This is a genomic window from Pseudomonas sp. GNP014, from assembly GCF_054344005.1.
Genome location: NZ_JBTGUS010000001.1, coordinates 5,886,052 through 5,899,636, shown reverse-complemented (window position 1 = coordinate 5,899,636; position 13,585 = coordinate 5,886,052). Strand labels below are relative to the sequence as shown.

The window sequence follows — 13,585 nt, the reverse complement described above, 5'->3', positions numbered from 1 at the left end:
CGGGCCTGTCGTTAGAATGCCGATCACTCGCTCATCGTGGCTGACGTTGAAACCTTCGACGGTTTCAATGGGAAATTTCCCACCGATGCTGCACCGATTTCCCGATTCACCCATTCGCATATTGGGCTGTCGCTCACTCTGCCGTTTTTGCCCTTTACCGATGGAGTCCCAAGATGAAGAAACTTGTGCTGCTTGGCGCCCTGGCACTGTCCGTGCTGTCGCTGAATTCCTTCGCTGACGAAAAACCTCTGAAGATCGGTATCGAAGCGGCTTACCCTCCGTTCGCTTCCAAAGCCCCGGACGGCAGCATCGTCGGTTTCGACTATGACATCGGCAACGCTCTGTGCGAGCAGATGCAGGTCAAGTGCGTGTGGGTCGAGCAAGAGTTCGACGGTCTGATCCCGGCACTGAAAGTGCGCAAGATCGACGCGATCCTGTCGTCCATGTCGATCACTGAAGACCGCAAGAAGTCGGTGGACTTCACCAACAAGTACTACAACACCCCGGCACGTCTGGTCATGAAGGCCGGTACTCAGGTCAGCGAAGGTCTGGCTGAACTGAAGGGCAAGAACATCGGCGTACAACGTGGTTCGATCCACGAGCGTTTCGCCCGCGAAGTCCTGGCCCCGCTGGGTGCCGAGATCAAGCCATACGGCTCGCAGAACGAAATCTACCTCGACGTGGCCGCCGGTCGCCTCGACGGTACCGTGGCTGACGCTACTCTGTTGCAAGACGGCTTCCTCAACACCGACGCCGGCAAAGGCTTTGCGTTTGCAGGCCCGGCGTTCACCGACGTCAAATACTTCGGTGACGGCGTAGGTATCGCTGTGCGCAAGGGCGACGCGCTGAAAGACAAGATCAACGCTGCCATCGCGGCCATCCGCGAAAACGGCAAATACAAGGCAATCCAGGACAAGTACTTCGCCTTCGATATCTACGGCAAGTAACACGTTTCTGCGACAAGTCCGAAATGGCGCAAGCAACAGGATCTCTGCGGTTTGCGCCATTTTTTCATCCCAACTTTCGAGGACCTGAATCATGTTGAAAGGCTACGGGGCTGTCATCCTCGATGGCGCATGGCTGACGCTTCAGCTCGCCTTGTCGTCCATGGCCCTGGCCATCGTTCTCGGGCTGATCGGTGTCGCGTTGCGCCTGTCGCCGGTGCGCTGGCTGGCGTGGCTGGGCGATCTGTATTCCACGGTGATCCGCGGGATTCCCGATCTGGTGCTGATCCTGCTGATCTTCTACGGCGGTCAGGATCTGCTCAACCGCGTTGCGCCGATGCTTGGCTATAACGATTACATCGACCTGAACCCGCTGGCCGCCGGTATCGGCACCCTTGGTTTCATCTTCGGTGCGTACCTGTCGGAAACCTTCCGTGGCGCGTTCATGGCGATTCCCAAGGGGCAGGCCGAGGCCGGTCTGGCGTATGGCATGAGCAGTTTTCAGGTGTTCTTCCGGGTGATGGTGCCGCAGATGATTCGCCTGGCGATTCCCGGTTTCACCAACAACTGGCTGGTTCTGACCAAGGCCACCGCATTGATTTCTGTGGTCGGTCTGCAAGACATGATGTTCAAGGCCAAGCAGGCGGCGGATGCCACTCGCGAGCCTTTTACCTTCTTCCTCGCAGTGGCGGCGATGTACCTGGTGATCACCAGTGTTTCGTTGCTGGCGTTGCGTCAACTTGAGAAGCGCTACTCGGTAGGCGTAAGGGCGGCTGATCTATGATCTTCGACTACAACGTCATTTGGGAGTCCATGCCGCTGTACCTCGGCGGCCTGCTGACCACCCTCAAACTGCTCGCGCTGTCGCTGTTTTTCGGTCTGTTGGCAGCCCTGCCGCTGGGCTTGATGCGCGTGTCCAAGAATGCCGCGGTCAACGGCATTGCGTGGCTGTATACCTACGTGATTCGCGGCACGCCGATGCTGGTGCAGCTGTTTTTGATCTACTACGGTCTGGCCCAGTTCGAAGCGGTGCGTGAAAGCTTCATGTGGCCGTGGCTGTCCAGCGCAACGTTCTGTGCGTGCCTGGCGTTCGCGATCAACACCAGCGCTTACACCGCAGAAATCATCGCCGGCAGCCTCAAGGCCACGCCGAACGGTGAGATCGAAGCGGCCAAGGCGATGGGCATGTCGCGCTTCAAGATGTACAAGCGCATCCTGTTGCCATCGGCCCTGCGCCGGGCGCTGCCGCAGTACAGCAACGAAGTGATCATGATGCTGCAGACCACCAGTCTGGCGTCCATCGTGACCCTGATCGACATCACTGGCGCGGCCCGTACCGTCAACGCGCAGTTCTACCTGCCGTTCGAGGCGTACATCACCGCCGGCGTGTTCTACCTGTGCCTGACCTTCATTCTGGTGAAGCTGTTCAAGCTGGCCGAGCGTCGCTGGTTGAGCTACCTGGCCCCGCGGAAGCACTGATATGGAACGCATCGACCACGTATTGCCGTGGAGCCATCTGGGCAGCGAGCGCAAGATCTCGGTGTTCCGGTTTGGGAGCGGCGAGCGCAAGGCTTACATCCAGGCCAGCCTGCATGCTGACGAACTGCCGGGCATGCGCACCGCCTGGGAGCTGAAAAAGCGCCTTGGCGAACTCGAAGCCCAAGGTCTGCTCAACGGCGTGATCGAGCTGGTGCCGGTCGCCAACCCGCTGGGCCTCGGCCAGTTGCTGCAAGGCAATCATCAGGGGCGTTTCGAAGCCGGCAGCGGCAAGAACTTCAACCGCGATTTCGTCGAGCTGAGCGCGCCGGTTGCGGCGGCGCTGGCCGACCGTCTCGGTGACGATCCGCACGCCAACATTCGCCTGATCCGTCAGGCGATGGCTGATCATCTGGCGGCATTGCCCGAAGCGAGCAGCCAGTTGCAAGGCATGCAGCGCGTTTTGCTCAGCCATGCCTGCACCGCCGACGTGGTGCTGGATTTGCACTGCGACGCTGAAGCCGCGCTGCACATGTATGCGCTGCCGCAGCACTGGCCGCAGTGGCGTTCGCTGGCCGCGCACCTGGATGTGAAGGTCGGGTTGCTGGCGGAAGATTCTGGTGGCAGCTCCTTTGATGAAGCGTGCTCGTTGCCGTGGCTGCGCCTGTCGCGGCAGTTCCCGGACGCGCAGATTCCGCTGGCGTGCCTGGCGACCACCGTCGAGCTGGGCGGTCAGGCCAATACTGATCGCGCGGATGCGCTGGCGTGGGCCGAAGGCATTCTGGCGTTCCTCGCCGAGCAGGGCCTGATCAGCGGCGAGTGGCCGAAACCGGCGCACGAAGCCTGCGAAGGCATGCCGTTCGAAGGCACTGAATTGCTGTTGGCACCGCACCCCGGTGTGGTGAGCTTTTTGCGTAAACCCGGCGAGTGGGTCGAAGCCGGGGATGAGATTTTCGAAGTGATCGATCCTGTGTCCGATCGGGTCAGCACGGTGTGTGCTGGTACCTCCGGGGTGCTGTTTGCCATTGAACGGCTGCGCTATGCCCAACCCGGTTTCTGGCTGGCCAAGGTGGCGGGGCGCGAAGCGCTGCGTCACGGGCGCTTGCTCAACGACTGACTGACTGTTTTTGTGAGAACCGACCGCATGTACAAACTTGAAGTCCAAGACCTGCATAAACGCTATGGCAGTCACGAAGTGCTCAAGGGCGTGTCCCTGAAAGCGGCAGCCGGCGATGTGATCAGCATCATCGGCTCCAGTGGCTCCGGCAAAAGTACTTTCCTGCGCTGCATCAACCTGCTCGAGCAGCCGCACGCGGGCAAGATTCTGCTCAACAACGAAGAGCTGAAACTGGTGGCGAACAAGGATGGCGCGCTGAAAGCCGCTGATCCGAAACAGCTGCAACGCATGCGTTCGCGCCTGTCGATGGTGTTCCAGCATTTCAACCTGTGGTCGCACATGACCGCGCTGGAAAACATCATGGAAGCGCCGGTCCACGTGCTGGGCGTGTCCAAGGCCGAAGCCCGCGAGAAAGCCGAGCACTACCTGAACAAGGTTGGCGTGGCCCATCGTAAAGACGCGTTCCCGGGGCACATGTCCGGTGGCGAGCAGCAGCGTGTGGCGATTGCCCGTGCGCTGGCCATGGAGCCTGAGGTGATGCTGTTCGACGAACCGACCTCGGCCCTTGACCCGGAACTGGTTGGCGACGTGCTGAAAGTCATGCAGGCCCTTGCTCAGGAAGGCCGCACCATGGTTGTGGTGACCCACGAAATGGGCTTTGCCCGTGAAGTGTCGAACCAGTTGGTGTTCCTGCACAAAGGCGTTGTTGAAGAGAGCGGCAACCCGCGCGAAGTGCTGGTCAATCCGCAATCGGAGCGTCTGCAGCAGTTCCTGTCCGGTAGCCTCAAGTAATCGCTGCCGTTATGCACCAAATTAGGTCATGCTTCGCGACCTAGAGATTGGCGCGGATCCCTGTGGGAGCGAGCTTGCTCGCGAAAGCGGTAGTTCAGATAGCAACGATGTTGACTGATACACCGCCTTCGCGAGCAAGCTCGCTCCCACAATGAATCTCGGTTGGTTTCGAGATTTGCGTTCATTTACGGGCTAGCATTGGCCCATGCCTTCATCACCGTTGTTCGTTCCGGATTGCCCGCCCATGACTGCCCATCGAATTGGTTTCCTGATTTGGCCCAGCACTAAAGCTCTGACGCTGGCGCTGGCGGAGGAGGCCTTGCGTGTCGCTCAGCGGGTTCACCCGGACGTGGTTTACGAGTTGTCCTTCCTGCACGCCGAGCCACCGGCCGAAGGCGCCTGGCAATTGCCGGGGGAGGCCTGGACCGGCAAGCTGGAAAACTTCCAGAAACTGTTCCTGCTCGCTGACGAGCCGCCGACCACTCTGGCCCCGGCGCTCAGCAGCGCGCTCAAGCAGCTGGTGCGCGCCGGTTGTGTGATCGGTGGGTTGTCGGCCGGTGTCTATCCGTTGGCGCAACTCGGTCTGCTCGACGGTTACCGCGCCGCCGTGCACTGGCGCTGGCAGGACGATTTCGCCGAGCGCTTCCCGAAAGTCATCGCCACCAGTCATCTGTTCGACTGGGATCGCGATCGCCTGACCGCGTGTGGCGGCATGTCGGTGCTCGACTTGCTGCTGGCGGTGCTGGCCCGCGATCACGGTGCGGAACTGGCCGGTGCCGTCTCTGAAGAACTGGTGGTCGAGCGCATCCGTGAGGGCGGCGAGCGTCAGCGCATTCCGTTGCAGAACCGCCTCGGTTCCAGCCATCCGAAGCTCACCCAAGCGGTGCTGCTGATGGAAGCCAACATCGAAGAGCCGCTGACCACCGACGAAATCGCCCAGCACGTGTGCGTGTCCCGTCGGCAGCTGGAGCGGATCTTCAAGCAGTACCTCAACCGCGTGCCGAGCCAGTATTACCTGGAATTGCGCCTGAACAAGGCCCGGCAGATGTTGATGCAAACCAGCAAGTCGATCATCCAGATCGGCCTGTCGTGTGGCTTCTCCTCGGGGCCGCACTTCTCCAGCGCCTACCGCAACTTCTTCGGTGCCACGCCGCGGGAAGATCGCAACCAGCGGCGCAGCAGCAGCCCGTTCGAATTGTCGTCAGTGCCGTCCGAGCGTAGCTGAACGCGACCTGTCAGAGTGACGATCCCGAGAGTCCGCTTGAGGTGGAGGACTGACCGCTGCCATAGGGTAAGTTCGGGTTTGTAACGTTTTGGAGTTGCTGCTGCTGTCGTTTTTGTTCGGCCAGTGCATTTGCCCTTGCCAGACGCTGGATTTCGACGTGGTGCAGGCTTTCCCCCGAGAGCGGGTTGTCGCTGAAAATAAAGTCGGCGCTATTGATGCTCGCCAACTCGGCAGGCAAATCGGTGAAGGCATTGCCGGACAGGTCGGCGTACACCAGGTGCGGACGGTTGAACAACCCTGACGGGATTCGGCTGAGCCCTGTGTTGCCCAGATCCAGCCAGACCAGTGCGGTCATCTGACTGAGGTCGGGCGTCAGGCCCAGGGAGTTGTTGCGCAATTCAAGGCGACTCAGGTTATTCATGACGCTCAATGCATCCACGTTGGCGGGCGTCAGGGTGACGTTGCATTCGGGCAGGTTGAGTTCAGCCAAATCCTCCATGGTCAGCACCGCGTCGGGAATGTTCCCCAGTTGATATCCCTGGATCGTCAGACTGCGCACCTTGGGAAAACCATTCAGGAACTGGCCGAGTTGAGAGGCCGCGCCGCCTGTTCGAGTCAGTTTCAGGGTGCGGATATGTCCGAAGTCCGCCGACAGGGTCGGCAGTTCGCCAGTGAGCGGAACGCTGGATGAGAATTCAAACTCCGAGGTATCGTCCGGGGTGATTCGGCGCCAGCAATGTTCGAGCTGTTCCTTGAATTTCATCCGGTTGGTGCGTTCCTGCAGCAGGGCGTCGTCTGTCAGGGGGACCCGAGTGACAGGGTCGAGCGGAACGGTATTGGCCCATGATTGCAGATCGCTGGACAGGGTGGCGATTTCAGTCTGGCGCCGCACAAGTTCCAGGCGCCCTTCGGCGAGTGTCCCCGGCAGGCTGTAGACGATCTTGCTCAGGCGCTCTCCGGTGACGTCAGGGTAGAGCGTACGTCCCAGTTCGATATCCTCGGGTTCGACCCACACATTGAAGTCGCTTCCCGTGCGTTGGTGGTAGATCTTTATCCGTTCCCGTGTCGTCAATGACAACGGATTGTTGCTCAGGTCAAATCCGTCGCTGACGTTGGCCGGGACCCGGAAAAGGGCCTCCGGAAGTTCGCTGATACGATTTTCGCTGAGTATTGCGTATGTGAGTCTGGAGCGTTCCAGCAGCCCGATGGGGATCTGGTCGATTCCGGTGCTGGCCAGGTCGATGACATTGAGTTCCGGCAGAGCAGAAAGAACCGGGGTGCGGCCCAGAGGATTGTCGTACAGGTCCAGCGATTGCAGTTTGCTCAGGGACGACAGGAGCGTCTGCGCGGGTTCGTCGAAAACGATGTCACAGCGACTCAGTACCAGCGTTTCGAGATCGGACATGGTGGCGACAGCCTCAGGGAATTTGCCCAGTGTGAAGTCGCGCATTGCCAGGGTTTTCAATCCGGTAAAGCACCGCAGGAAACCTTCAGCGGAGGTCAAATCCTTGTTGCCCAACAGGGAGAGCTGAACGATGTGGCTGAAGTCAGCCGACAGCGCTGGCAAGTCACCGAAAAAAGTCAGATCGGCGATAAAACCATTGGATCCGGGCTTTGACCGGGAGACGTGCCGGTTACGCCAGAACTGCTCGACTTTCTTGCCGAACGCGCGCCTGTTCAGGCGCTGCGTTGCCCTGTCCGCAGCGCCCATGACCTGGGCGGGGACGCGATTCGACCATGCCTCGAGATCGCTGAGCATTTTGCCGATTTCCGTTTCCCAGCTCGCCAATTGCGCAGTGCCATCGGCCAATGTCCCGGGCAAACGATAAACCACGTCTGCGGCCTCTTTAATATTCAGGGTTGGAAACAGGTTCCGTGTGCGGCTGATGTCGGCCTGGTCCGGCAGCACGCCAAAGTTGGCCCCGTGTTGCGTGTAATAAACCTTGATGCGCTCGCGGGCTGCCTGGGACAGAGGGTTGGCGGACAGTTTTGTCGCACGGGCGAGTTTGATGTCGAGCTCAAAAAAGGCTTCGGGCAGGTCGGTAATCGCGTTGTTGTCGAGGTGCGCTTCACGCAGGTTCGGGTGTGTGCCAATACCGTCCGGGACTGCGGTAATTTCGGTGCTGGACAGGCGAAGGTCACTGAGTGCCGGCATGTTCGTGATGTCCGGCGCCCGCGTCAGCGGATTGTGGCGCAGATCCAGGCTCTCAAGATCGGGCAGTGACTCCAGTACTGTCTGGCCGTTGTCGGTGAGGGTCAGGTTGCAGTTGGCCAGCGTGACGTCTATGAGTTCCGTCGTGCGAGTCAGGGACGCGGGTATTTCTCCCAGGGAGAAATCGTGGAGCTCAAGAATCTGCAGGTTGCCGAACTGCTCAATGAACGGGCCTGTGCCACTGATCGCAGGGTTGCCCCGAAGATTAAGTTTCAAGACGTGGCTGAAATCGGCGGTCAGAACCGGCATGTCGCCCTGGAAGGTCGGGTTAGCCGTGAAAGCGTCCATGCGTATGCCGGAGGTCTCTGAGCGTGTTCGCCAGAGTTGCTCGAATTGGTCGGCGAATTCCCTTCGGGAGGTGGTGTTGATGAATTGTTCGGCGGCGCTGATCGCTTCGCCAGTCACGGGATCCTGCTTCGGTACCTGGGTTGCCCAGGCCGTGAGATCGGCCAGCAGGGTAGTCAGTTCGGCCTGCCAGATGTTGAGCCGGGTCCGGCTGTCGGCCAGTGTTCCGGGCAGGTCATAGATGATCCCGCTGGCGTCTTCCTGGTCAAGGGACGGGAACAGTGATTGCATCAGCGCGATGTCCTCGGGAGCAGCCAGAACATTGAAGTCTTGCCCGGTTTTGCGGTAATAGGTTTTTATCCGCTCGCGAGTCACCGGCGACAATGGGTTGTCGGCAAAGATCATACCGTCGGTGCGAATGGCGGGCAGGTCAAGCAACTCGACGGGGAGTTCTCTGATCCTGTTGCCGCTGAAAACAGCGATGACGAGGTTGGCGTGATCGGCCAGTCCGGGAGGCACCTGCGACAGGTGGGTGTTGGCCAGATCGAGACGGTTCAGTTCTGGCAGAAAAGTCAGGTCGGGAAACGTGCCCAGCGGGTTGTCGCTCAAGTCCAGCATTTGCAACTGCGGCATCGAGACAAGCTTTGCCTGGTTTTCCGGGGTCATCACTACACCGCAATCCTGGAGTTGCAGTGTCTGCAGGTCGTGCAGGTCAACAGCTGCCAGCGAGTTCGGGTCGAAGTCGAAAACACTCAGCTCCAGTGACGTCAGCTTCTGGAAGCGTCGCAAGAACGGTTCTACGCCGGTCACCCCTTTGTTGCCATTGAGCGTCAGGTGGGCAACATGGTTGAAATCGCTATCGATCACCGGCATATCGCCCAGGAATCCGAGGGTCAGCTCCAACTGACTGCCGCGGTGCTCGGGAACGAAGGGTGATTGGTTACGCCAGAAATTCTCCAGCCTCTGGCTGAAGTCCAGCCTGGCGAGACGATCGCGGGTTCGTTCGCTGAGCGTCAACGGCTCTTGGGTAGCGGGAGAGCGTCGGGGGGTATCGTTGCTCCATCTCGCGAGCTCGACTTGCAGCCGTCCAAACTCTGCCTCCCAGGCTGTGAGTCTGGCGTGGCCGTCCACCAGCGTTCCGGGTAATTGATAAATCAGATCCACGGCTCGATCAGCGGTGACGGCGGGAAAGAGCCGGGTGGCCAGTTCGATATCGGCGAGGTCAGGCACTACGCCGAAGTGCTTGCGTGTCTGTTGGTAGTAAAGCTTCACTCTTTCCCGGCTGGCTGCGGACAGCCGCGGGTTGGCGCCGAAGAGGAATCTGTCACTGAGTGCGCTGGCGAGATTGAAGAACTCATCGGGAATTTCAGTGATCGGATTACCGGCGAACCGTCCGGAGACCAGGCTTGGATGAACAAGCATGCCCGCCGGCACCGTCGAAATGCCGGTGTTATCGAGGTTGAGATAACTCAATGCGGGCATCGTGCGCACATCAACCGGCTCACCCAGCGGATTGTCTGAAAGATCCAGGACTGAGACCTGCGGCAGGGACGTCAGTGTCGCCCGGTTCGCCTGGGTCATGGTGATGCCGCAGTTGCGCATGGTCAGTCGCTGCAGGCCCGGCATCGAGGTCAGGGCCTGGGGCAGGGTCGGCAGGTCGAGGTTCTGCACGTCCAGGGAATGCAGTCCCGGGCATTGTCGCAAAAACGGTTCCAGGCCACGGGTACTGGCATTGCCGTTCAGGATCAGCGATCTGACATGACTGAAGTCGCCGCTCAAGGTCGGTAGATCGCCCATTATCGGATCCGTGATCTGCAACAGGTACCCGGCCGATTCCTGTGTTTCCCGGCGCCAGCAGCGTTCGATAGCATTGCTGAACGCCCGGCGGCTTTGTTGTGCCGCGCGACGTTGAGTGTCAGTCAGCGCGATTGCGCTACGCGGGTCTCTCGTCGGAACCCGGGTTTCCCACACACGCAGGTTGTCGCGCAACAGGGTGAGCTCGTCACTCAGGCGGGCGAGCTCATTGGCGATGCTTCTTGGGTTGTTCGCAAATCTCGCGGCAAAGGCACGTGCGTCTCTGGCGGTGTAACCGCGATAGATCACGCGAATCCTGTCCAGAGGCGCCTGATTTACCTCCTGGCGCCGTGTTGCAAGGAATTCTGACACGGGAGACAGTCTTTCACGGCTCCGGAAGCCGACCAGACGCAGGGGGTCGACTTCCGGGTGACGGACCGGCGCCAGCGAAACGGCTACACGAAAATCGCTGCGATCGAGGGGCCGTGCACGGATGGCGGTCTTGAGTTTTTGCGCCTGACCGATATGGATGTCCATGGCCTGACGCTCGGCGTCCGGCAGCGCATAGAGGATGCTTGAGTACACGTCGGTGGCCCCGTGCAATTCATGCCCGCGGTCATCGAAGGGCTGATAAGTGCCATCGGGTTTGCGCACCAGAACCTTTTGTTCCGGCGCATCAGCGCGGCCGGTGCTGTCGAGCATCGGGCCGGCATAGGTGCCGTCGCGGATTTCCAGGCGTACCTCGCCGCTCCAGCCGGGCACGTACCGCAGACTGTGCAGAACCAGGGTGTCGGTGTCCGGATTGGTCACCGAGTCCAGTTCCAGCCCTTCGAATGCGCGGGTGACGCGTACTTCTTCGCTGGCCACCTGCATGAGCTCCTGCTGTCGCTGGGGCAGTTGGCCTTCGCTGATTTGCAGCAGCTCATCACTGCGGGTGGTGTTGAGCAGTTCCTGGGTGACACGCGGTGGCAGGGGCGGTTCGAATTGGGCAAGGGTGGTGTGCAGCGGGTCGTCGACGTTCTCGAGGGCTCGGTAACGCGACTCGAACAGGTGGCTGCGTTGCGCCTTGGCCAATTGCAGCAGTTGTTTGCGCAACTCGCGGGCGCGGATATCCAGCGGCAGGTCCGGGCCACCAAACGGCTCGTCGAGCAAGGCCTTGGCCTCTTGTTCGCTGAGGTCCTGCAGCAGTGATGTGAGCACATCATTGTCGATCAGACTGGTCTGGCGCAGATCGGTCAGTGGCAAGGTTTCGTCGCTCGACGACTGCCAGATGACCTCTCCTTGTCGGTCCAGCAAGCGCAGGCGTTTACCCGCAGGCCAGCGTCCGTGTTCGGTGAGCAATTGCAGTTGCGTCTGCGGATCGGCGCGGCGGTATTGTTCGGGCAGGTCGCTGGCCAGTTGGTCGATGAACACTTGCAGGTCCTGGTCGATCCGGAAGCGGCTGATGCTGTCGGCCAGCAGTGGCGGCACTGACGCCTGCTCGGCGTGCATATTGCGCAATGCGTCTTCGTCATAGCCGCTGACTTGCAGAATGCGTTCACGCCGTTCCGGTGTGAACCCTTGCATCTCATGACCGATGCGGCGCAACGCGGTCGCATTGTCCCATTCCAGCGGTTGCTCGAGTTCGGTGTGCCAGGCGCCATCGCCGTTGTGGCGCACGACGGGTTGGTAGGCGTCGGGGCGGGTTGGGTGTTCGATACGGTACTGGCCGGGGATCGCGGATTCGCTGACGGCAAAGTGCGCGTCTTCCAGCGGCAGAATCTGTTTGCCCTGATGCTCGTGCAGACCCAGTGGAGAGGGTTTGGAATCGGCTGCCGGCAGGGATGTCTGCTGATAGCGGGTCAAGTCCTGATCCCAGTAGCGGGTATTGCCGTTCGCCAGCTTCACCGGTTTGAAACGCTCGATGAACGCGATGACTTCCTTGGGCAGGACTTTACGAAACTCACCCACTGCAATCGAACCGCCGACGGCAAACAGGCCCAGTTGAATCGCTGCGTCCACCATCCCCACCAGATGCGTGAACGCTTCGGTGATCTGGCCTTGCGCCCATTCGACGATGCCCTCGAACACTTCGTCGAGAAACTGATAAGCCATGTAGGCCATCATCAGTTCGCCCAGCCCCGGCACGAACGGCGCGATGATGAACACGGCGGTCTGCAAAATGGCCGAGGCGATACCGACGAAGGAATCCCACAGCGCCCAGCGGGCATTCGAGTCGACCGTGGCGGTGGCGACCGCGATGACCTGGCCGTCATTGAGAATCTTGTTGAGTTTTTCCTGGTACTGGTGCTGCCACAGATCACCGAGGATCACTGTAGCGGCCAGTTGCAGATCAGGCTTCTCGAGCGGCTCGCTGCGCCAGATCGGGTCCTGACTGCCGTGCACCGCTTCATGCCACTTCACCTGGCTCAGGCGAGTGTTCAGGCTGGAGAAGAAAACGCCGCGCTGTTCGTGGTTGACGAAGCGGCTGAAGAATTTCTGATAGTCCTGCGCGCGCAGCTGACGGGTCAGTTCCTTTTCCAGCTCCGCCGAAGAGGCGTACTCCTTGACCGGATGCTCCGGGTCATCCGGGACGTAGGCGACCACTCGCGCTATTGTGTGGACTTCATCGGCCTGGGGGGCGAACACCAGGATACCGGTGAGCGGCGCGCCCATCATGGTCAGCGCCTGAGCTTGCAGGTGCTGCCCGTCGATGCGCAGGTGCCGCACGCCGTCGATCAGTGCAACGATCGTGCGACAGTAACGGTCGCTGATATCGCCCGTCAGACGGGCGAATTGCAGGGCGGCCTTGAGCGCGGCCTTTTCGCTCTTGTCGACATGTTTGCGTAACGTTGCGCCTTTTTTCGCGTCGGTCATGCCGAGGTGGTCTTCGAGGTACGTCTTGTACTGCGCACCAATGTCCAGCTCCCGGCACATTTTGGTGAACGCCGGGATGCTCATTTTTTCCTTGAGCCAGGGCAGGGTGTCGAACTGTGCGGTGGCCGAGAGCGGCGTGTCGGACTGCGCGGAAGGCAAGGACTGCATGATGTACGTCGACGCGGCGTCATAGGCATCGTCCTGCGTCTCCTTTTCTTCGAAGTTATGCAGCGCCGCCGCCAGCAGCGACACCGTCCACGTGCGTGCGCCGGTCTTGATGCCGAACAGCGGCGTGGTGGCAGGGATATACAGACGCAGCTGGATGTTGCTGACATCCAGTTCCAGGTCGAAGTGGGCCTTGATCGCGGCCTTGAGCAGCGGTTCGGCAAAGGCATTGATGTCCCTGAATTGCTCCAGTTGGCGGTCGACATCGTTTTGGGCGGACCAGTGGGCGGAATTGAGCGCCTTGAGCGCCTGATGCTCGGTCGCCGAACGCGCTAGAAGTTGAAGGGGCATCGCTGGCAGGGTGTTTTTCAATGCCTCGCGTCTGGACGCTGAAGCATTGCCGAGCCATGTGGGCAGGCTGGCTTGCAGGTGCAGATAGTGAGTGTCGGGTTGTGCCCCGAAAGGGGTGTCGTTGGGGTGTTCAGTCGTTTGCATCGGGCCAATCCTTGGCATCTGGAAAGCACCAAGCAAATCAGAACGATGCATGGGGGGTGCGGTACATATTTATAGCTGTGCCGCGCCGTTCAGTTGATATCCTCCCGGGCCTGCCGCAAATCGGCAGCGACAGTTTAAACTGCGCCTTTGCGACGCTATATGTCGCATTGCCGTAAACCCGGGAAAATTCAGGGTTTGCGCTATAAGAAGTTGTCGCTTGGCGA

7 protein-coding genes are annotated in these 13,585 nt (G+C 60.2%); 6 read left to right on the top strand and 1 reads right to left on the bottom strand.

Translation table 11 applies throughout. The annotated features are described in order from the left end of the window. Positions 1-173 precede the first annotated feature (173 nt). The 6 genes from aotJ (at position 174) to argR (ending at position 5,554) form a co-directional block, all read left to right on the top strand. A complete protein-coding gene (gene aotJ / locus ACXX9E_RS26560; RefSeq protein WP_123467024.1) occupies positions 174-947 on the top strand; it encodes an L-arginine-binding protein AotJ in 774 nt (257 codons plus the stop codon). A 91-nt stretch (positions 948-1,038) separates the two neighbouring features. After that, positions 1,039-1,728, top strand: a complete 690-nt coding sequence (locus ACXX9E_RS26555) for an ABC transporter permease (RefSeq protein ID WP_128614309.1) — start codon at positions 1,039-1,041, stop codon at positions 1,726-1,728. Further along, positions 1,725-2,423, top strand: a complete 699-nt coding sequence (locus ACXX9E_RS26550; RefSeq protein WP_123467020.1) for an ABC transporter permease — start codon at positions 1,725-1,727, stop codon at positions 2,421-2,423. The genes ACXX9E_RS26555 and ACXX9E_RS26550 overlap by 4 nt, the downstream gene beginning before the upstream one ends. A gap of 1 nt (position 2,424) precedes the next feature. Continuing rightward, entirely contained in the window at positions 2,425-3,537 is a 1,113-nt protein-coding gene (locus tag ACXX9E_RS26545) for a M14 family metallopeptidase (protein ID WP_267802006.1), read from the top strand. Between the two features lie 27 nt (positions 3,538-3,564). Continuing rightward, on the top strand, positions 3,565-4,329 hold the full coding sequence (locus ACXX9E_RS26540) for an ABC transporter ATP-binding protein (RefSeq protein WP_003227281.1): 765 nt from the start codon (positions 3,565-3,567) through the stop codon (positions 4,327-4,329). A gap of 244 nt (positions 4,330-4,573) precedes the next feature. Continuing rightward, positions 4,574-5,554, top strand: a complete 981-nt coding sequence (gene argR / locus ACXX9E_RS26535; protein WP_123467017.1) for a transcriptional regulator ArgR — start codon at positions 4,574-4,576, stop codon at positions 5,552-5,554. A 10-nt stretch (positions 5,555-5,564) separates the two neighbouring features. Here argR and ACXX9E_RS26530 read toward each other — a convergent pair whose 3' ends face one another. Then, on the bottom strand, positions 5,565-13,361 hold the full coding sequence (locus ACXX9E_RS26530; RefSeq protein ID WP_458556441.1) for a dermonecrotic toxin domain-containing protein: 7,797 nt from the start codon (positions 13,359-13,361) through the stop codon (positions 5,565-5,567). Positions 13,362-13,585 lie beyond the last annotated feature (224 nt).

What these genes read in the sequence shown, in the direction of transcription:
- aotJ (WP_123467024.1), top strand. Translation starts at nt 174, where the DNA reads ATGAAGAAACTTGTGCTGCTTGGCGCCCTGGCACTGTCCGTGCTGTCG.
- ACXX9E_RS26530 (WP_458556441.1), bottom strand. Translation starts at nt 13,361, where the DNA reads ATGCAAACGACTGAACACCCCAACGACACCCCTTTCGGGGCACAACCC.
- ACXX9E_RS26550 (WP_123467020.1), top strand. Translation starts at nt 1,725, where the DNA reads ATGATCTTCGACTACAACGTCATTTGGGAGTCCATGCCGCTGTACCTC.
- ACXX9E_RS26540 (WP_003227281.1), top strand. Translation starts at nt 3,565, where the DNA reads ATGTACAAACTTGAAGTCCAAGACCTGCATAAACGCTATGGCAGTCAC.
- ACXX9E_RS26555 (WP_128614309.1), top strand. Translation starts at nt 1,039, where the DNA reads ATGTTGAAAGGCTACGGGGCTGTCATCCTCGATGGCGCATGGCTGACG.
- argR (WP_123467017.1), top strand. Translation starts at nt 4,574, where the DNA reads ATGACTGCCCATCGAATTGGTTTCCTGATTTGGCCCAGCACTAAAGCT.
- ACXX9E_RS26545 (WP_267802006.1), top strand. Translation starts at nt 2,425, where the DNA reads ATGGAACGCATCGACCACGTATTGCCGTGGAGCCATCTGGGCAGCGAG.